The sequence below is a fragment of the Paracoccus sp. SMMA_5_TC genome, from assembly GCF_009696685.2.
Classification (GTDB): domain Bacteria; phylum Pseudomonadota; class Alphaproteobacteria; order Rhodobacterales; family Rhodobacteraceae; genus Paracoccus.
The window spans coordinates 1,848,557-1,868,277 of record NZ_CP102355.1; the positions used below are offsets into that span (position 1 = coordinate 1,848,557).

The window sequence follows — 19,721 nt, forward strand, 5'->3', positions numbered from 1 at the left end:
ACCATCCAGTATAATCGCAGCAATTACATGGCTTTAATCGGAGCGCGCGGATCATCTCATGTCGTCAGCCACGCAACCCATCGGCGTGATCGCGCGGCTCCTCGATCTATCCGAGCGCCGGGTCCAGCAGCTGAGCCGCGAGGGTGTGATTCCGAAGGCCGAGCGCGGCCAGTACGATCTGATCGGCTCGGTGCGCGGCTATGTCCGCTACCTGCGCGATCAGGCCACGAAGGCGCAGGCCGGTGCGCCGGATTATGCGGCCGAGCGGGCGCGCTTCATTCGGGCGCGGGCTGATCTCGCCGAGATGGAGGCCGAAGAAAAGCGCGGCGCGCTGATCGCGGCCGAGCAGATCGAGGCCGCCTGGATCGCCGTTCTGGCGCTTTTGCGGACCCGTCTGCTCGCGCTGCCGGACCGGCTGGCGCCGCAGGTTTTTGAACAATCAACCGTCGGAGACACCCGGAACCTGATCCGAATGACCATCCGCGAGGTGCTCGATGATCTCGCGCAGCCAGATGTCCAACTCGAAGCCAGCGCTGACATTGACGGGCTCCCCGATCCTGAAGCGGACGGTGGAGACGGCGCTGAAGGTGCTGCGCCCGCCGCCGGAACTGACGATCAGTGATTGGGCGGACGAGAACCGACGGCTGAGCTCTGAGGCCAGCGCCGAACCCGGGCAATGGCGCACGAGCCGGGCCGAATATCAGCGCGGGATCATGGAGGCGATCTCGGACGCCTCGACCGAGACGGTGGTCATCATGTCCTCCGCCCAGGTCGGCAAGACCGAGGTGCTGAACAACGCCTGCGGCTATCACATCGATCAGGATCCCGCGCCGATCATGGTGGTGATGCCGACCGAGCGCGACGCGGAAACCTGGTCGAAGGACCGCTTCTCGCCGATGGCCCGCGACACGCCGTGTCTGTTGGGCAAGATTGCCGATCCGCGCTCGCGCGACGGCAACAACAAGATCCTGCACAAGCGGTTTCCGGGCGGGCACCTGACCATCGTGGGCGCGAACGCACCCTCGGGTCTGGCCAGCCGCCCGATCCGCCTGCTGCTGTGCGACGAGGTGGACCGCTATCCGTTCAGCGCGGGCGCCGAGGGTGATCCGATCAATCTCGCCAGGAAACGCACGGTGACCTTCTGGAACCGCAAGATCGTGCTGGTCTCGACACCCACGAACAAGGGCACCAGCCGGATCGAGGCAGCCTTCGAGGAAAGCGATCAGCGCCGGTTCTGGGTGCCATGCCCGGATTGCGGGGCGGAACAGGTGCTGACCTGGACACAGGTGCGCTGGAGCAAGGGGCCCGAGGGCGACCACCGGCCCGAAACCGCGCGCTACCACTGCGCGGAATGCGATGCGGCTTGGCGGGACGAGACCCGTTGGGCGGCGGTCTCAAAAGGGCATTGGGTGGCGGAGCAGCCCTTCGCGGGCGTGGCGGGGTTTCACCTGAACGAGATCTACTCGCCATGGGTCAGGCTGGAGGCGATGGTGCGGGCCTTTCTCTCGGCTCGCTCCGGCGGGGACGAGACGATGAAGACCTTCGTCAATACGTCGCTCGGTGAGACTTGGGTCGAGACCGGGGAAGCCCCCGATTGGCAACGGCTCTACGACCGCCGCGAGGCTTGGAAGCCGGGCATCGTGCCCGCGGGCGGGTTGTTCCTGACCGCTGGGGCTGACGTGCAGAAGGACCGGATCGAGGTCGATGTCTGGGCCTGGGGCCGCGGGCTGGAAAGCTGGCTCGTCGATCACGTCGTGATCGAGGGCGGGCCGGACCGGCATGACGCATGGTCGGAGCTGACCGCGCTGCTCGACCGAAGCTGGCCGCATGAGCGCGGCGCGCATCTCAGGATCGCGCGGCTCGCCATCGACACTGGCTACGAGGCCCCGGCGGTCTATTCCTGGTCGCGGGCGCAAGGCGCTGCGCAGGTTTCGCCGGTGAAGGGTGTCGAGGGGTTCAACCGCTCGAGCCCGGTGTCGGGTCCGACCTTCGTCGATGCGACCGAGGGCGGCAAGCGCCTGCGGCGCGGGGCGAGGCTCTGGACCGTGGCGGTCTCGACCTTCAAGGCCGAAACCTACCGCTTCCTGCGGCTGGCGCGGCCGACCGAGGAGGGTGAGGCCGGACCGTCGCGCCAGTGGCGCGGCGTAAGCCGGCCGAACGCCGACGGGGCGGCGTTCCCGCCCGGGTCGGTGCACCTGCCGCATTGGGTCGAGAATGAGTGGCTGAAGCAGTTCGTGGCCGAGCAGCTGGTGACGGTGCGCACGAAGCGCGGCTTCGCCCGGCTGGAATGGCAGAAGCTGCGCGAGCGCAACGAGGCGCTGGACTGCCGGGTCTATGCCCGCGCCGCCGCCTGGATCGCCGGCGCGGACCGCTGGCCCGACGAGAAATGGCGCGACCTCGAGGATCAGCTCGGGGCCGCCCCCACCGACACCGATCCCGCGGGGCAAATCAACCGGCAGGGACAGGCCCCGCAGGGCAAGCGCCGCTCCGACTGGCTCGGGCGGCGGGGAGGATGGTTTTGATGACGGACTGGACCGAAACCGAGCTTTCGGCGCTGCGCCGGGCCTATGCCAGCGGCACGACCCGGGTCAGCTACGACGGCAAGTCGGTGGACTACGGTTCGGCCGAAGATCTGCTCGCCCGCATCCGCACCATCGAGCGCGCCATCGCTGGCGTCAGCCGACCGCTGCCGGTGGCCGGGCTCGCAGGCTTCTCGCGCGGGGACCGCTGATGTCGGCGAGCTGGTTCGACCATGCCATCGCCACGGTGGCGCCGCGCATGGCGGCCCGCCGCGTCATGGCGCGTCAGGCCTTCGAGACCCTGACGCGGGGCTATGACGGCGCGGCTCGCGGGCGGCGAACCGAGGGCTGGCGCGCGCCGGGATCCTCGGCCGACACCGAGATCGGCGTAGCCGGGGCGCTGCTGCGCGACCGGATGCGGGATCTCGTGCGCAACAACCCGCATGCGGCCAAAGCCGTGGCGGTGCTGGTCAACAACATCATCGGCGCGGGCATCATGCCGCGCGCCGCCAGCGGCGACGACACGCTGGACCGGAAGGTCGACGCGCTGTTCGAACGCTGGACGGCGGAGTGCGACGCCGACGGCCAGCTCGACTTCTACGGGCTGCAGACGCTGATCTGCCGCGAGATGGTCGAGGCGGGCGAGGTCCTGGTGCGCCGCCGTTTGCGGCGGGCAAGTGACGGCCTCGTCGTGCCGCTGCAGCTGCAGGTGCTGGAGGCGGACTTCCTCGACGCCACGAAATCCGGGGCCATCGGCGCGGGGTGGCTGGTGCAGGGGATCGAGTTCGACCCGGTCGGCAAGCGCCGGGCCTATTGGCTGCATGCCGAGCACCCGGGTGACGCCTACGGGGCCCTGCAGAACGGGTTGCAGAGCCGCCCGGTCCCGGCGACCGAGATCGCCCATGTCTACGAGAAGCAGCGCACGCAGGCGCGCGGCGTTCCCTGGGGCGCGCCGGTGATCCGCAGCTTGCGCGATCTCGACGACTACGAGGTGGCGGAGCTGGTCCGCAAGAAGACCGAAGCCTGCGTCACGGCCATCGTGTTCGGCGATGACGAGGCGCAGCAGGGCATCGCGCCCTCCGTGGTCGATGCCGACGGCAACCGGGTCGAGCAGTTCGAGCCGGGGCTGATCGCCTATGCCCGCGGCGGCAAGGACATCCGGTTTAACCAGCCCTCCGCCACCGGCGGCTACGGCGAATACAAGCGCGCCAGCCTGCACACCATCTCCGCCGGGTTCCGCGTGCCCTACGAGCTGCTGACGGGCGATCTCAGCCAGGTGAACTATTCCTCGATCCGGGCGGGGCTCGTCGAGTTCCGCCGCCAGATCGACGCCGTGCAGTGGCAGCTCTTCATCCCGATGTTCTGCGCGCCCGTGTGGCGCTGGTTCACCGAGGCCGCGTGGGCGGCGGGTCAGATCCCGTCGCCGACCGTGCCGGTCGAATGGTCGCCGCCGAAGTTCGAGGCGGTCGATCCGCAGAAGGACGCGATGGCCAACCTGCTGTCGATCCGCTCCGGCACCATGACGCTGGCCGAAGTGATCGCCCGGCAGGGACGCAACCCCGACGCGGTGCTGGCGGAGATCGCCGCGACCAACGCCAAGCTCGATGCGCTCGGGCTGGTGCTCGACAGCGATCCGCGGCGCGTCACCAAGACCGGCAGTGCGCAGACCGGCGATCCGGCGACCGATACCGCCGCCGACGACCTCTCCGCCGAAGCGGATGAAACCGACTCGGCGCAGGCCGACCAACAGGACTGACCCTTATGGACACGATGATCGAACTGCCGGCCATGCGCCGGTCGGCGGAGCTTGCGCCGAACACGGCGGATGCCGACACCCGCACCGTCGAGGTGGTCTGGTCGGCCGGGGCCCGCGTCCGCCGCGCGACCTTCTTCGGCGAGCCCTACGACGAGGAGCTCAGCCTCGACCCGGCCCATGTCCGGCTCGACCGGCTGAACGCGGGCGCGCCGTTCCTGAAGGTGCACGAGCTCGACACGCTCGACGCGGTGATCGGCTCGGTCGTGCCGGGCTCGGCCCGGATCGAGAACGGCCGCGGCATCGCGCTGGTGCGGATCTCCGAGCGCGCCGATGTCGAGCCGATCTGGCGCGACATCCAGGCGGGGCACATCCGAGCGGTCTCCATCGGCTACCAGGTCCACCGTTTCGAGGTCTCGAAGCCCGAGGCCGCGCGCGAACTCTGGCGCGCGGTGGACTGGACGCCCTTCGAGATCTCCGCCGTCGCGGTCGGCGCCGACCCCGCAGCGGGCTTCCGCGCCCAGCATCCCCTTCACGACTGCGTCCTTCACCGCCGGGACGCCCCTTCCACCACGAAAGGACCGATCCCGATGACGGACAAGAACCAGACCCCGGCGAGCGACGCCGCAACCCCCGCCACCCAGCCGACCGCGCCGGTCGCAACCGAGGACACCACCATGACCGAGCCGAATGCGGCTGTGACCGAGCCTAAGGTCGCCGCCAGCGAGACCCGCAGCCAGCCGAAGACGCAGGCCACGCCCGCGCCCGACACCGAGGCGGTTGCGACCCGCGCCCGCGAGGCCGAGCGCGACCGCGTCTCCACCATCTACGATCTGGCCGGACGGCTGAACCTCGAGCGCGGCTTCGCCGAGGATCTGGTCAAGCGCGGTGTCAGCGTCGACGAGTCCCGCCGCCTGATCCTCGACCAGGTCGCCGCGAAGTCGGACGAAACCCGGACCTTCCCGCATGTCTCCGCCCCCCTCGGCGGCCGGGACGAGCGCATCACCCGCCGCGACGCGGTGGCCAACGCGCTCCTGCACCGCTACAGCCCGACGCTGTTCCAGCTGGAGGACGCCGCGCGCCAGTATCGCGGCATGACACTGCTGGAACTCGCCCGCGAAAGCCTCGGCAATGCCGGGGTCAACACGCGCGGCCTGTCCCGTGACGAGGTGGCGACACGCGCGCTGCATTCGACCTCGGACTTCCCCGAGATCCTGTCGGCGGTCACCAACAAGACCCTGCGGCAGGCCTACGAGGCCTATCCCCGCACGTTCATGCTGTTCTGCCGTCAGGTGCTCGCCACCGACTTCAAGGCGATGCACCGGGTCCAGCTCGGGGAAGCGCCGCAGCTGCTGGAGGTCGGCGAGAGCGGCGAGTTCAAGCGCGGGACGCTCGGCGAGAGCAAGGAGAGCTACAAGGTCAAGACCTATGGCCGGGTGGTCGCCATCACCCGCCAGACGCTGATCAACGACGATCTCGACGCCTTCACCCGGATCCCGGCGATGTACGGTAACTCCATCGCCCAGCTGGAGTCGGACGTGGTCTGGGGCATCATCACCGCCAACCCGGCGATGGCCGACGGCAACGCGCTCTTCCACACCGCGCACAAAAACCTCGCGGGCACCGGCGCGGCGCTCGATGTCGGCGGCGTTGGTGCGGCCCGCGCCGCCATGGCCAAGCAGACCGGCCTCGACAAGAAGACGGTGCTGAATGTCCGCCCCGCCTTCCTGATCGTGCCCGCCTCGCTGGAACTGAAGGCCGAGCAGCTGGTGGCCCAGAACCTGTTGCCCGCCGCGACCTCCAGCGTCGTGCCGCAGTCGATCCGCACGCTCGCGCCGATCAGCGAGCCGCGCCTCGACGCCGCCAGCGAGACCGCCTGGTATCTGGCGGCGAGTCCGAACCAGATCGACACCATCGAATACGCCTATCTCGAGGGTCAGCAGGGTGCCTACATCGAGACGCGCAACGGTTTCGACGTCGACGGCGTCGAGATCAAGTGCCGCCTCGACTTCGGCGCCAAGGCCATCGACTGGCGCGGCCTTTACAAGAACCCGGGCGCGTAGGGCCCCCCATCCTGAACCCTGACATGCGGGCGGCCCAATCGGACCGCCCGTCGTCTTTCCACGAGGATCATCCACATGAAAAACTTCGTTCACCCCGGCAACACCATCACCCTGACCGCGCCCTATGCCGTCGCTTCCGGCGATGGCCTGCTCGTCGGTTCCATTTTCGGCGTGGCCTCGGGCACCGCCGCCCTCGGCGAATCCGTCGAGACCGCGCTCACCGGCGTGTTCGACATCACCAAGGTCGGCTCCCAGGCATGGACCGTCGGCGCCAAGGTCTATTGGGACGACACGAACAAGCGCTGCACGACGGTCGCGACCGACAACACCCTCATCGGCGTGGCCGTCGAGGCGGTGGCGAGCGGCGCGGGCGACACCATCGGCCGGGTGCGCCTGAACGCAACGTTCTGATGAGCGCCTTTGCTGCCGCCGTGGGCGCGCTCTTCGCCGATCCGAACATCGGCCGGGACGCGGTCTACATCGCCGACGGCGGCGCGCCCGTGCTGGTGCGGGCCGTCGCCCGGCGCGCGGATGCCATCACCGACTTCGGCGATGCGCGGCTCTGGTCGGAGGCCACCCGGATCGACCTGCGCGTCGCCGACGTGGCGAACCCGCGCCCCGGCGACCGCATCGAGATCGACGGCGACGCCTTCCTCATTCAGGGCGAGCCGGTCCGCGACCGCGAGCGGCTCGTGTGGACCGTGGATCTGAGGCCCGCATGAAGCTCGACGTCAACATCGTCGGTGATCTTGCCCGGATCATGGAGGCCGAAGCCCGGGCGGGCGAGAAAGCCGTCACCACAGCGATGCGCGACGCCGGAACCGGCCTGAAATCCGCCTGGCGCGCGCAGATCACCGGTGCCGGTCTCGGGGCGCGGCTTGCCCGCACCATCCGGTCGGAGCAGTTCCCGAAAGGCAGGCCGAGCCTCAATGCCGCTGCGCTGGTCTGGTCGAACGCCCCGGTCATCGTCGGCGCCCACGACACCGGCCCGCTGATCCGCTCGAAGGACGGGTTCTGGCTGACGATCCCCACGGCCGCGGCGGGCAAATCCCCCCGCGGTGGTCGGATCACCCCCGGAGAATGGGAACGCCGCACCGGCCTGCGCCTGCGCTTCGTCTATCGCCGGACGGGGCCGAGCCTGCTGGTGGCCGAGGGACGGCTGAACACGAAGGGCCGCGCTGTGGCGTCGCGCTCGAAGACCGGCCGGGGCCTCACCACTGTGCCGATCTTCCTGCTCGTCCCTCAGGTCAGGCTGCCGAAGCGGCTGAACCTCGCGCGGGACGCGGAACGGGCGGTGGACAGCGTGCCGGGGTTGATCGTGGCAAACTGGGTGGAAAGCCGCTGATCGTCAGGGGCGCGCTGCAACAGGGGGAGCGCCCTGTCCGCGACGACGGCGGCGCGGTTCATCAATTTCGCCCAGCCCTTCGAGCGCGACAGGCTCCTTGCCGGGGAATTCCACCATCAGCTTGAGCGATCCGCCCATCGCGCGCACGTAACTGGTGAGGGTCGAGAGCAGCAGATCGCTCTGGCGCTCATACTTGGCGACCGTCGCCTGCTGGATGCCAAGGGTCTCGGCGAGCTGCACCTGCGTCAGTTCGCGCGCCTTCCGCAGTTCCTGCAGCGTCAGGTATTCGGTATGCAGGCGTTCGGCCTCGGCCTCGATCCGCGCACGGCGGGCGGGGTCGAGCGTGGCCAGCTTGTCCTGAAGGCTCCGTGCCATGGTCGTCATCCTTTCCGTGCCGCAAGGTGGCGATCGAACCGTTCGTCGGCCCGGGCGATCAACTGCTTGTAGAAGCGCTTCTCGCTGCCGCCCGACTTGTCCCCGCCGACGAGCAGGATCGCCTGCCGGTCGGGATCGAATGCGAAGGCGATGCGCCAGACGCCCCCGGCGGCGCTGCAGCGCAACTCCTTCATGTTCGCGTGCTTCGACCCGGTCAGGGTGTCGGCATGCGGTCGTCCGAGCGAAGGCCCCTCGCGTTCGAGAAGCAGCACCCGCGCGAGGATCGCGTCCTGAACCTCGTCATCGAGTTCGTCGAATTCCGGCTCGAACTCGTCGGCAAAGGAAACGGTCCAGGGCATTCGGTCCTCATGTCTTGGAAGCTATATAGCTTGCAGGCACTAATTTTGCAAGAACGGCGCGAGCATCCCGATGCCCACCACCCGCGAAACCATCCTCGCCGCGCTGCACATACGGCTCTCGGCGCTGCCCGCCACCGCCCTGCGCGGTGAGGTTCTGCCCGAGCGCGTCCCGGCTGCCGGGTTGCTGATCCTGCGTGACGGTGAGCCCGGCGAACCCGAGGTGACGCTGTCGCCGCTACGTTATCACTACCAGCACCGCGCCGAGATCGAGGCGGTCGTTCAGGGCGCGGCGCGGGATATTGCCTTCGACACGCTTTGCACGAGCATCGGCGCGGCGATTGGCGCTGACCGGACGCTGGGCGGCCTCTGCGACTGGGTGGAGGCGGAAGTCCCGCAGCCGGTCGATCTGCCGGTGGACGGCGCGGCCAGCCTGAAGGCGGCCGTCATCCCGGTCGTCCTGCACTATTCCACGGCCGATCCACTGGCCTGACCCCACCGACAACAGGAGAACGACATGGCACGCGCGCAAGGGGCGCGGGCGCGGATGGCGCTCGCGTTCGAGACGACCTATGGCAGCGCACCGGCGAGCGGCTACACGCGGATGCCCTTCGCCAGCACCTCGCTGGGGGCGGAGCAGCCGCTGCTCGGATCGGAGCTGCTCGGCTATGGCCGCGATCCGCTGGCGCCGGTCAAGGATGCGGTGACGGCGGATGGCGATGTGGTGGTGCCGATCGACGCCGAGGCGTTCGGCTTCTGGCTGAAGGCGGGTTTCGGAGCGCCGACCACCACCGGCAGTTCGCCCGGCCCCTGGACCCATACCTTCCAGTCCGGGTCCTGGACATTGCCCAGCATGGCGATCGAGACCGCCATGCCCGAGGTGCCGCGCTACGCGATGTATTCCGGCGTGGTGCTGGACCAGCTCAGCTGGCAGATGCAGCGCTCGGGGTTGCTGACCGCCACCGCGCGGCTGGTGGCGCAGGGCGAGACGGTCGCCACGACCAGTGCTGCGGGGACCCCAGCGGAGCTGGACCTGATCCGCTTCGGCCATTTCAACGGCGCGATCAAACGGAACGGCACCGCGCTCGGCAACGTGATCTCGACCGAGATCACCTACGCCAACAATCTCGACCGGATCGAGACCATCCGTGCCGACGGCATGATCGACGGCGCCGATCCCTCGATTGCCGCGCTGACCGGCCGCACCGAGGTGCGCTTCGCCGACAGCACGCTGGTGAGTCAGGCGATGAACGGCACACCTTGCGAGCTGGAGTTTTCCTACATGCTCATCTCGGGCGAAAGCCTGACCGTCACCGTCCATGCTGTCTATCTGCCGCGCCCGCGCATCGAGATCGGCGGACCGCAGGGCATTCAGGCCAGCTTCGACTGGCAGGCCGCGCGCGATGCCACGCTCGGGCGGATGTGCACCGTCACCCTCATCAACGACATCGAGGAATATTGACCATGATCCGTCTCGATCTGTCCGCCACGCCGAAATGGCTCGATCTCGCCCCCGGCCTGCGCCTGCATGTCCTGCCCGTCACCACCGCGATCATGGTCGCGGCGCGCAACGACCCAGCGGTCGAGTCGCTGCCCCAGGGGGCGAGCAAGGAGGTGCAGGCGCTGGTCATGGCGAAAGCCGTCGCCCGCCGCGTGCTCACCGGCTGGGAGGGCGTCGGCGATGCCGATGGCAATCCCGTCCCCGTCAGTCCGGAAGGGATCGATGCGCTTCTGGACATCTGGCCGGTGTTCGAGGCGTTCCAGACCCGCTGCCTCGCGCCGCATCTGATGCTGGACGCGGAAAAAAACGCCTCATCGCCCTTGCCGAGTGGCACTTCGGCGGGGGCGACGCCTACTGCGCGGCCTGCCAAGGCCCGTGCCCGGACTGCCCGGCGCGGCTGAACCGGCCGGAAACGCTGGAAGGTTGGCAGGTCTGGGATCTGGCACAGCGCCTGACCGGGCAGCTTCGCCTCGCCACCGGCATGGGCGGGACCATGGTGCTCGGCTGGGACATGACGGCCGCGCTCGCCATGGCACGGGCGCTCGGGGTCGATCCGCTGATCGCCGCCGAATGCCTGCCCGAGATCGAGGCGGTGATGGTCCGCAAGCTCAACGAACAGATGGATCACGCCCATGGCTGAAAAGAGGGTCAGCGTCCGCCTCGCGGCCGTGGGCGGACGGCAGGTGCGCGCCGAGCTGGAAGGTGTCGGCGAGGCCGGGTCGCGCGGCTTCGGACGGCTCAGCCGGGAGATGGAGGCGGCGAACGCCCGGCTCGCGGCCTTCTCGCGGCGGGTTCGGGTCGCCGCCGCTGCCGCCGTGGCAGCCGCCGCCGCCGCTGGCGTGGCCATGATCCGCTCCGGCCTCCAGACGGTCGATGCGCAGGCCAAGCTCGCGGCCTCCCTCGATACCACTGTTGCCAGCATCCAGGTGCTCGAGCGCGCGGGCGATCTGGCGGGCGTGTCGATGGGTCAGGTCGAGCAGGCCACTGTCCAGCTGACCCGACGGCTGTCGCAGGCTGCGGCAGGGGCAGGACCTGCGACGGAAGCCCTGCGCCGGTTGCGGCTGTCCGCCGGGGAACTGCAGGCGCTACCGCTCGACGCGCGCATCGCCGCGATCCAGCAGGCGATGGGGCAGTACGTACCGGAGGCCGAACGCGCGGCGGTCGCCTCGCAGCTCTTCGGCGACCGGGCGGCGCTGGTCTTCACCCGCATCGACACCGCGACGCTGCGGCAGGCGACAGCGGATGTGCGGGATTTCGGGGTGGTGGTCTCCGACCAGGACGCGGCCCAGATCGAGCGCACCAATGACGCCATCTCGCGGCTGGGGCTGATCTGGCGCGGGCTCTCGAACCAGCTGGCGGTCGCCGCCGCCCCCGCGCTGGAAGCGGTCGCGAACGCCATGGCGTCGGTCGCGCGGACGACCGGTCCCCTCGGCGTCGCCATCCGCACGCTTTTCGAGAACATCGGTCGCCTGACCACCTATGCCGCCACATTCGCCGCCCTGATGGCCGGGCGCTGGGTTGCTGGACTGGTCGTCGCGGCCGTCTCCGTGCGCGGCCTCGCCACCGCGCTGGTCCTTCTGCGCGGGGCACTGATCCGGACCGGCATCGGCGCGCTGATCGTCGGTGCGGGTGAGCTGGTCTATCAGTTCTCGCGCCTCGTTGCGGGGGCTGGTGGCTTCGGGAATGCGCTGGAGCTGATGGGCAATGTCGCGCGTGCGGTCTGGGACGGCATCAGGACCACGATGTCCTCCTTCATCGACGACTTCCACGCGCTGCGCGCCGACGTCGAGAGCATCTGGACGCGGCTCATGGCGTTCCTGTCCGGCAAATGGGCCGAGTTTCTGGGCATGATCGGTCCGACCTTCAACGCGATCGCCGACCGGATCGGGGCGGATTTCCAGATCGACTGGTTCGGCGCGCAATCCTACGCGTCGATGCTGGATCATGCCGCCAGCAACATGGGCGCGACCGCCGAGCGCTTCCGCCAACGCGCGGCCGACACCCGCGCCACGGCCTTCGACGGCGTGCGCGACGCCGTTGCCGCACTCCTCGACGCGATGCGCGGCGCCAATGAGGACACCGAAGGCGCGATGGATGCGGCCGCGGCAGGCGCGCAGCGCGTGACCGACGCGCTCGATCAGGCCGAAGCCGCTGCGGGCCGCGCAGGCGCGGCCGGGCGGCAGGCGGGCGCGGACACCACGGCAGGAGCGGAACAAGCCCTGACCGGATGGCAGGCAGTCACCGCCGCGGTCAGCGACTACGCGAGCAAGGCGCGCGAGATCGGTGCGGACATCGGCCAGGCCCTGGTCGGCGCGTTCAACAGCGCGGAGAACGCGGTCGGCCAGTTCGTGAAGACCGGCAAGCTGAACTTCCGCGACCTCGTCACCTCGCTGCTGGCCGATCTCGCCCAGCTGGCGGCGCGGCGCTTCATCCTCGGACCCATCGCCAATGCGCTCTCCGGCGTGTTCTCCGGGGCGGGCGGCATCTTCGCCAACGTCCTGCACGCGGGCGGGATGGTCGGATCGGCCGGACCGTCGCGGATGGTACCGGCGATGGCCTTCGCCGCCGCGCCCCGGATGCATGGCGGCGGCATGGCCGGCCTCCGCCATGACGAGGTGCCCGCGATCCTGCAGCGCGGCGAGCGGGTTCTGTCGCGACGCGAGGCGCAAAACTACGGCACCGGCGGCGTGGTCAACGTCACCATCATGGCGCGCGACGCCGAAAGCTTCCGGCAGTCGCGCACGCAGGTCGCGGCCGACATCGCCCGCGCGGTGTCGCTCGGGCGGAGGGGCATGTGATGGCGTTCCACGAGGTTCGGTTTCCCGACAACATCAGCCGGGGCGCGCGCGGCGGGCCGGAACGGCGCACGCAGATCGTCGAGCTCGCCTCGGGCGACGAGGAGAGGAACGCCAGCTGGGCCAATTCGCGTCGGCGCTACGACGTCGCCTATGGCATCCGCCGCGCCGACGATCTCGCGGCGGTCGTCGCCTTCTTCGAGGCGCGCAACGGCCGCCTGCATGGATTCCGGTTCAAGGACTGGGGCGATCACAAGTCCTGCCTGCCCTCGGGCGCGCCATCGCCGACCGATCAGGCGATCGGCACCGGCGACGGCACGACGACCGCCTTCCAGCTGGTCAAGCGCTACGCATCCGGCGCGCAATCGTGGTCGCGCGCAATCGCCAAGCCGGTGGCGGGAACCGTGCGCATCGCACTCGGCGGAGTCGAGCAGCTCTCCGGCTGGACCGTCGACACCACGACGGGGGTCGTCAGCTTTGGCGCGGCGCCGGGCTCCGGCGTCGCGATCACTGCGGCCTTTGAGTTCGACGTCCCGGTTCGTTTCGACACCGATGCGCTCGACGTGACGCTCGACCTCGAGCGGCTCGGCTCGATAACCTCCATTCCGCTGCTGGAACTGCGCCGATGAAATCCCTCGATCCAGCACTGCAGGCCCATCTCGACGAGGGCGCGACGACGCTCGCGTGGTGCTGGCGGATCGCCCGCGCGGACGGCGCGAGTTTCGGCTTCACCGACCACGACCGGACGCTCGCCTTCGATGGCACCGACTTCGAGCCGGAGAGCGGGCTGACCGCCTCGGAGGTCCGTTCCGGTTCGGACCTGTCGGTCGATGCGCAGGATGCCGAGGGCGTGCTGACCTCGGACCGGATCACCGAGGCCGACATTCTCGACGGACGCTGGGACAACGCTGAGGTCGATGTCTGGCGGGTGAACTGGGCCGATACCGGGCAGCGCGTCCTGCTGCGCCGGGGCGCCATCGGCCAGATCCGGCGTGGGCGGCTGGCCTTTGTCGCCGAGGTTCGCTCGCTCGCCCATGTGCTCGGCCAGACGGTCGGGCGGACCTTCCAGGCAACTTGCGACGCCGCGCTCGGTGACGTGCGCTGCGGCGTCGATCTGGAGGACCCGGCCGTGAAGGGAACGGGTGCCGTGATCGACCTTTTGCGCGACCGGGCCTTCACCGCCTCGGGCCTCGGCGGCTTCACCTCCGGCTGGTTCACCTTCGGCACGCTGGACTGGACGAGCGGCGCGAACGCGGGACGGCGCACCGAGGTGCTGGGCCATGACGTGACGGACGGCATCGCCGTGCTGACGCTGCTCGAAGCGCCGGTGCGCGCTATCGTCGAAGGCGACGGCTTCACTATCCGCGCGGGCTGCGACAAGCGGATGGAGACCTGCGGGGCGAAGTTCGCCAACATCGCCAACTTCCGCGGCTTCCCGCACATTCCCGGCCAGGACGCCGTGCTGCGCTATGCCACGAAGGATGGCGGGCACGAGGGGTCCGTGCTGTGAACGCCGACCCCATGCGTGTCATCGCCATCGCGCGGGCCTGGCTGGGCACGCCCTACCACGACCAGGCCAGCCTTCGGGGCGTCGGCTGTGACTGCCTCGGGCTGGCCCGTGGCGTCTGGCGCGAGGTGGTGGGGCCAGAGCCGTTCCCGATCCCGCCCTACAGCCGCGACTGGGGCGAGATGGGCCCGCGCGAGGTTCTGGCCGAGGGCGCGAGCGCCATGATGATCGAGGTGTCGCCCGCCGAGCCCGGGCCCGGCGCGCTGGTGCTCTTCCGCATGAGGCCGCGCGCAATCGCCAAGCATGTCGGGATCCTGACGGAGCCCGACAGCTTCCTCCATGCCTACGAGCGGCTCGGCGTGATCGAGGAACCGCTCACCATCGCCTGGCGGCGGCGCATCGCCTTCGCCTTCCTGTTTCCGCAACGCTGAGACCCCGACATGGCCACCCTCGTTCTCGGTGCCGCTGGCGCTGCCATCGGCGGTTCGATCGGCGGCGCGATCCTCGGCGTCAGCGCCGCGACCATCGGCGGCTTCATCGGCTCGACCATCGGCTCGGTCGTCGACAGCTGGATCATCTCGTCGCTGGCGCCGATGCAACGCATCGAGGGCGCGCGGCTCGACACGCTCCGCATCACCTCGGCCAGCGAAGGCGCGGTGATCCCCCGGCTCTACGGTCGCATGCGGATGGGCGGCAACATCATCTGGGCGACCGATTTCCGCGAGGAGACCAAGACCACCACGCAAGGCGGCGGCAAGGGCGGCGGGGGCGGCAAGGTCAAGACGACCGAGTATCTCTACTACGCGAGCTTCGCCGTCGCCTTGTGCGAGGGCCCGATCACCGGCATCGGACGCATCTGGGCCGACGGCAAGCCGATGGACCTCTCCGGCGTTACCTGGCGCTGGTATCCCGGCAGTGAGGCTCAAGGTCCCGATCCGTTCATCGCGGCCAGGATGGGCGCGGCCAACACGCCCGCCTATCGCGGCACGGCCTATGTGGTCTTCGAGGAACTCGCGCTCTCGACCTTCGGCAACCGCCTGCCGCAGCTGTCCTTCGAGGTGTTCCGGCCGCTGGCCGATCCGGACACCGCCGAGGGGCTGACCCGCGCCGTCACCATGATCCCGGCCTCCGGGGAGTTCACCTATGCGACGCAGGCCATCTGCAAGACCGATGGCGGCGCGACGGTGCCGGAGAACCTGAACGCGCTCGCAGACTCCACGAACATGGTGGAAGCGCTGGACCGGCTGCAGGCGATGGCTCCGGCGGTCGAGAGCGTATCGCTGGTGGTCGCCTGGTTCGGCGACGATCTGCGCGCGGGATCGTGCAAGGTGCGGCCGGGCGTCGAGGTGACGGCCAAGTCGACCACGCCCGCCACATGGTCGGTGAATGGCGTCAGCCGCGCCAGCGCCTTCCTCGTCAGCCGCGACGACCAGGATCGCCCGGTCTATGGCGGCACGCCGTCCGACTTCGCCGTGGTGCAGGCGATCCAGGAGATGAAGGCCCGCGGGCTGCGGGTCACCTTCTATCCGTTCATCCTGATGGACGTGCCGCCCGGCAACAGCCTGCCAAACCCGTATTCCGATAACGCCGCCGAGACCGGCCAGCCCGTTTTTCCCTGGCGAGGACGGATCACCTGTTCTCCCGCGGCGGGGTTCGCAGGGACCGTGGACAAGACCGCCACGGCCGCCGCGCAGGTGGCGGCGCTGTTCGGCGCGGCCACGCCCGCCAGCTTCAGCGTCTCGGGTCAGTCGGTTTCGTGGACCGGCACGCCCGGCGACTGGGGCCTGCGGCGCATGGTGCTGCACTACGCCCATCTCTGCGCGGCGGCGGGCGGGGTCGACGCCTTCCTGATCGGCACCGAGATGCCGGGGCTGACGACGATCCGCTCGGGCGCCAGCACCTACCCGGCGGTGCAGGCCTATCGGGACCTGCTCGCGGATGTCCGCTCGATCCTCGGGTCCGGGACAAAGATCGGCTATGCCGCGGACTGGTCGGAGTATTTCGGGCACCAGCCGGGCGACGGTTCGGGCGATGTGTTCTTTCACCTCGATCCGCTCTGGGCCGATCCGGAGATCGATTTCGTCGGGATCGACAATTACATGCCACTGTCGGACTGGCGGGACGGGTTCGAGCATCTCGATGCAGCCGAGGGCTGGCCCGCGATCTACGACCGGGCCTACCTGCAGGGGAACATCGCGGGCGGCGAAGGCTTCGACTGGTTCTACGCCAGCGCGGCCGATCGATCCGCGCAGGTCCGCACCCCCATCACGGATGGCGGCGCGGCCAAGCCGTGGGTGTTCCGCTACAAGGATCTGTGCGCCTGGTGGTCGAACGCGCATTACGACCGCCCGGGCGGGGTGGAGAGCGGGACTCCGACGGCGTGGGCGCCGCAATCCAAGCCGATCTGGTTCACCGAGCTCGGCTGCCCGGCCATCGACCGGGGCACGAACCAGCCGAACGTCTTCTTCGACCCGAAGTCGTCGGAGAGCTTCACGCCGCATTTCTCGCGGGGCTGGCGCGATGACGCGATCCAGCGCGCCTATCTCGAGGCGACGTATCTCTGGTGGGGCGATGCCGCGAACAACCCGCTGTCCTCCGTCTATGGCGGTCGGATGGTGCATGTGCCCGAATGCGCCGCCTGGACATGGGACGCGCGGCCGTACCCGTTCTTTCCGGCGCTGACCGACGTCTGGACGGACGGGGCGAACTGGCGGCTGGGGCACTGGCTGACCGGGCGGCTCGGCGCGGTGTCGCTCGCTGCTCTGGTCCGGCACCTCTGCCTGCGGGCGGGGCTACCGGAAGACCGTATCGATGTCACGGGGCTCTGGGGCGCGGTGGAGGGTTACGCCATCACGGCGCTCGAAAGCCCGCGCGCCTCCATCACGACGCTGTCGCGCCACTTCGGCTTCGACGCCGTCGAGACCGAGGGTGTGATCCGCTTCGTCATGCGCGGCCGGGCCTCCGTCGCGACCCTTGCTCCGGACGATCTGGTCGCCGGACGTGAAGGAGACATTCTCGAGTTGACCCGCGGCCAGGAGACCGAACTGCCGCAGGCGCTGAAGTGGCAGGTGGCGCGGGCGGACGAGGATTACGACGCCGCCCTCGTCGAGGCGCGGCGCATCACGGTGGAGACGACCCGGATCGCCTCCGAGTCTTTCCCGATGGCGGTGCCGCCCGAGGAGGCCGAGCGCCGCTGCCGCCGCGCGCTGATGGAGGCGTGGGTGGGCCGCGAGACGGCGGCGTTCCGTCTGCCGCCGTCTCGCTTGGCGCTCGATCCGGCCGATGCGATCCGGCTCGCCCACGATGGTCGGCTGGTCGACCTGCGGCTCGTCTCCATCGCCGACGCCGAGGCGCGCGGCATCGAGGCGGTGTGCCAGGACCGGGCGACCTACGATCTGCCGCCCGGCGATCCCCGCGCGGCGTCGCTGACGCGCGCCGTGGTGTTCGGCGCGCCGGATGCGGTGCTGATGGACCTGCCGCAGCTGACCGAGGACCAGCCCGCGCATCGGCCGTTGGTCGCCGCGCATGCGGTACCTTGGCCGGGCGAGATGGCGGTGTTCCGCAGCCCCTCGACCGATGGCTTCGAGTTGCTGACCGCGTTCGGCAGCCGCGCCCGGATCGGGGCTCTGGTCTCCGACTTCTTCGCGGGGCCGACGTCGCGCTTCGACCTCGGCAATACGCTGGTGGTCGATATGCTGACCGGCACGCTGGAAAGCGTCACCGACCTGACGCTGTTCGGCGGCGCCAATGCGCTGGCCATCGAAAGCACGTCCGGCGTCTGGGAGATCGTGCAGGCGGGCGCGGCGGAGCTGCTCGCGCCCGGCCGGTATCGGCTGACACGTCTCCTGCGCGGTCAGCGCGGCACCGAGGGCGCGATGGGTAATCCGGCGCCTGCGGGGGCGCGGGTCGTGGTGCTGGACACCGCGCTGGCGTCCCTGCCGATCGCCGAGGCCGATCTCGGTATCCCGTGGAACTGGCGCATCGGCCCCGCAAGCCGTCCGGTCAGCGACGAGACCTATGTCGCACAGGCCTTCACGCCTGCGGGCATCGGGCTCCGTCCGTTCTCTGTTGTCCATGTGGGGCAGCCGTGGCGCAGGCCGCGGGCGCCGGGCGATCTGACGATCCGCTGGACACGCCGGTCCCGAGCCCTCGCGGCCGACAGCTGGGGCGGGCTTGAGGTGCCACTGACCGAGGAACTGGACGCCTACGAGGTGGAGATCCTCGACGGTGCCACCGTGAGGCGGGTGCTGAGCGCGACCACGACCAGCGCGATCTACACCGCCGCCCAGCAGACCGACGATTGGGGCGGGCCGCTCGGCCCCGGCGACGCGCTCGACATCCGCATTTTTCAGCTCTCCGCCCTCGTCGGGCGGGGCGCGCCCAAGACCGTCACGCTGATACTCTGAAGGCCATCCCATGTCCGACGCCACGACCCATCTCCTGCTGCCCTACATCCTCGCGGCGCAGGCCCAGAAGCACGTCACCCATAACGAGGCGCTGCGGATCCTCGACGGGCTCGTCCAGCTCTCGGTTCTGGATCGCGATCTGGCAGCGCCCCCGGCGAGCCCCGCGGACGGCGACCGCTACATCATAGGCTCCGGCGCGACGGGCGACTGGGCGGGCTGGGACCTGAACGTCGCGCTCTGGACCGATGGCGCCTGGCTGCGCCTGCCGCCACGCACAGGCTGGAGGGCATGGGTCGAGGACGAGCGTCTGCTGCTGGTTTTCGATGGCGCGGGCTGGGTCGGCACCACGCCGAGCGAGTTGCAGAATATGGCGCTGCTCGGGGTCGGCACGACGGCGGATGCATCGAACCCGTTCTCGGCCAAGCTGAACGCCGCGCTCTGGACGGCGAAGACCGTGGCCGAAGGCGGGACCGGCGATCTGTTCTACACCATGAACAAGGAGGCGGCGGGCGACGATCTCGGCCTGACGCTCCAGACAGGCTTCGTCACCAAGGCGCTGGTGGGGCTCTTCGGCTCCGACAGGTTCAGGCTCGCAGTCTCCGCCGACGGCAGCACCTTCTTCGACGGGCTCAGCGTGGACAACGCCACCGGCATCGTCGACCAGCCCCGGCTGCCGCGCTTCAAGGCGTATACCAACTACGACAACTATGTCGGCGTCGGGACCTGGACGAAGATCGGCCTCAACAACACCGACTACAACGATCAGGGCGCCTTCGATGCCACGAACAACCACTTCGTGGCGCCCGTCGACGGCACCTACCTCTTCGGCGCGACGCTCATGTACAAGGTCAACGCCAGCACGACCGCGCGCATGCGGGGGCGGCTGGTGCTGAACGGAACCACGGAAATCCGCGGCTCCGTCGGCGAGATCTCCGCCACCCATGTCTCGCTCGCCACCGCGATCTGGCTGCAGACCATGGTGCCGCTCACCGCGGGCGATACCGTCGAGCTGCAGGGGTATTTCCGGGTCGCGGACGGCTACTTCGCGGCCGATCACACGTCCTTCTGGGGCTGCAAGATCGGATGAGCGGCGGAAGGAGG

Annotated in this window: 20 protein-coding genes; 18 read left to right on the forward strand and 2 right to left on the reverse strand. The window is 69.5% G+C overall.

Translation table 11 applies throughout. The annotated features are described in order from the left end of the window. The first annotated feature begins 58 nt into the window (after positions 1-58). The 8 genes from GB880_RS09520 to GB880_RS09555 all read left to right on the forward strand — a co-directional run bounded on the left by GB880_RS09520 (position 59) and on the right by GB880_RS09555 (position 7,680). Positions 59-622 (forward strand): terminase small subunit, Nu1, encoded by a 564-nt coding sequence (locus GB880_RS09520; RefSeq protein ID WP_113900013.1) that lies wholly within the window; start codon positions 59-61, stop codon positions 620-622. Then, entirely contained in the window at positions 513-2,522 is a 2,010-nt protein-coding gene (locus GB880_RS09525) for a phage terminase large subunit family protein (protein WP_154491333.1), read from the forward strand. Before GB880_RS09520 ends, GB880_RS09525 begins: the two co-directional genes overlap by 110 nt. Then, positions 2,522-2,731 carry a phage head-tail joining protein gene (locus GB880_RS09530; protein WP_023851464.1) on the forward strand — a complete coding sequence of 70 codons (210 nt, stop codon included), beginning with the start codon at positions 2,522-2,524 and terminating at the stop codon, positions 2,729-2,731. The genes GB880_RS09525 and GB880_RS09530 overlap by 1 nt, the downstream gene beginning before the upstream one ends. Beyond that, complete coding sequence (locus GB880_RS09535) at positions 2,731-4,275, forward strand: phage portal protein (protein ID WP_263467090.1); 1,545 nt, start codon at positions 2,731-2,733, stop codon at positions 4,273-4,275. The genes GB880_RS09530 and GB880_RS09535 overlap by 1 nt, the downstream gene beginning before the upstream one ends. Before the next feature lie 5 nt (positions 4,276-4,280). Continuing rightward, positions 4,281-6,335, forward strand: coding sequence for a prohead protease/major capsid protein fusion protein (locus tag GB880_RS09540; protein WP_154491283.1), 2,055 nt, complete (start codon positions 4,281-4,283; stop codon positions 6,333-6,335). A gap of 75 nt (positions 6,336-6,410) precedes the next feature. Next, the gene (locus GB880_RS09545; RefSeq protein ID WP_154491286.1) at positions 6,411-6,746 is read left to right on the forward strand and encodes a DUF2190 family protein; all 336 of its coding nucleotides are present in this window, start codon (positions 6,411-6,413) and stop codon (positions 6,744-6,746) included. After that, positions 6,746-7,057 (forward strand): head-tail joining protein, encoded by a 312-nt coding sequence (locus GB880_RS09550; RefSeq protein ID WP_154491289.1) that lies wholly within the window; start codon positions 6,746-6,748, stop codon positions 7,055-7,057. The genes GB880_RS09545 and GB880_RS09550 overlap by 1 nt, the downstream gene beginning before the upstream one ends. Further along, a complete protein-coding gene (locus GB880_RS09555; RefSeq protein WP_154491292.1) occupies positions 7,054-7,680 on the forward strand; it encodes a DUF6441 family protein in 627 nt (208 codons plus the stop codon). Before GB880_RS09550 ends, GB880_RS09555 begins: the two co-directional genes overlap by 4 nt. A 3-nt stretch (positions 7,681-7,683) precedes the next feature. Here the strand turns inward: GB880_RS09555 and GB880_RS09560 are convergent, their stop codons facing one another. After that, entirely contained in the window at positions 7,684-8,055 is a 372-nt protein-coding gene (locus GB880_RS09560; RefSeq protein ID WP_229774292.1) for a helix-turn-helix domain-containing protein, read from the reverse strand. A 5-nt stretch (positions 8,056-8,060) separates the two neighbouring features. Then, a complete protein-coding gene (locus tag GB880_RS09565) occupies positions 8,061-8,414 on the reverse strand; it encodes a type II toxin-antitoxin system RelE/ParE family toxin (RefSeq protein WP_154491298.1) in 354 nt (117 codons plus the stop codon). 70 nt (positions 8,415-8,484) lie between these two features. On the opposite strand from GB880_RS09565, the gene GB880_RS09570 reads away from it, so the two are divergent. The 10 genes from GB880_RS09570 to GB880_RS09615 all read left to right on the forward strand — a co-directional run bounded on the left by GB880_RS09570 (position 8,485) and on the right by GB880_RS09615 (position 19,707). Next, positions 8,485-8,904 (forward strand): acyl-CoA transferase, encoded by a 420-nt coding sequence (locus GB880_RS09570; RefSeq protein WP_154491301.1) that lies wholly within the window; start codon positions 8,485-8,487, stop codon positions 8,902-8,904. 24 nt (positions 8,905-8,928) lie between these two features. Next, complete coding sequence (locus GB880_RS09575) at positions 8,929-9,873, forward strand: phage tail tube protein (RefSeq protein WP_154491304.1); 945 nt, start codon at positions 8,929-8,931, stop codon at positions 9,871-9,873. A 2-nt stretch (positions 9,874-9,875) separates the two neighbouring features. Next, the gene (locus tag GB880_RS09580; RefSeq protein ID WP_154491307.1) at positions 9,876-10,313 is read left to right on the forward strand and encodes a hypothetical protein; all 438 of its coding nucleotides are present in this window, start codon (positions 9,876-9,878) and stop codon (positions 10,311-10,313) included. 92 nt (positions 10,314-10,405) lie between these two features. Beyond that, positions 10,406-10,552, forward strand: coding sequence for a DUF7697 family protein (locus tag GB880_RS09585; RefSeq protein ID WP_263467092.1), 147 nt, complete (start codon positions 10,406-10,408; stop codon positions 10,550-10,552). Further along, complete coding sequence (locus GB880_RS09590) at positions 10,545-12,710, forward strand: phage tail tape measure C-terminal domain-containing protein (RefSeq protein WP_263467094.1); 2,166 nt, start codon at positions 10,545-10,547, stop codon at positions 12,708-12,710. The genes GB880_RS09585 and GB880_RS09590 overlap by 8 nt, the downstream gene beginning before the upstream one ends. Next, positions 12,710-13,336: a DUF2460 domain-containing protein gene (locus GB880_RS09595; protein ID WP_263467096.1), complete on the forward strand. Its 627-nt coding sequence runs from the start codon at positions 12,710-12,712 to the stop codon at positions 13,334-13,336. Before GB880_RS09590 ends, GB880_RS09595 begins: the two co-directional genes overlap by 1 nt. Next, positions 13,333-14,217: a DUF2163 domain-containing protein gene (locus tag GB880_RS09600; protein ID WP_154494520.1), complete on the forward strand. Its 885-nt coding sequence runs from the start codon at positions 13,333-13,335 to the stop codon at positions 14,215-14,217. Before GB880_RS09595 ends, GB880_RS09600 begins: the two co-directional genes overlap by 4 nt. Before the next feature lie 11 nt (positions 14,218-14,228). Beyond that, a complete protein-coding gene (locus GB880_RS09605) occupies positions 14,229-14,645 on the forward strand; it encodes an NlpC/P60 family protein (protein WP_263467378.1) in 417 nt (138 codons plus the stop codon). Between the two features lie 9 nt (positions 14,646-14,654). Then, positions 14,655-18,620, forward strand: coding sequence for a baseplate multidomain protein megatron (locus tag GB880_RS09610; protein WP_263467097.1), 3,966 nt, complete (start codon positions 14,655-14,657; stop codon positions 18,618-18,620). 10 nt (positions 18,621-18,630) lie between these two features. Next, positions 18,631-19,707 (forward strand): DUF2793 domain-containing protein, encoded by a 1,077-nt coding sequence (locus GB880_RS09615; protein WP_154550629.1) that lies wholly within the window; start codon positions 18,631-18,633, stop codon positions 19,705-19,707. Positions 19,708-19,721: the final 14 nt, after the last annotated feature.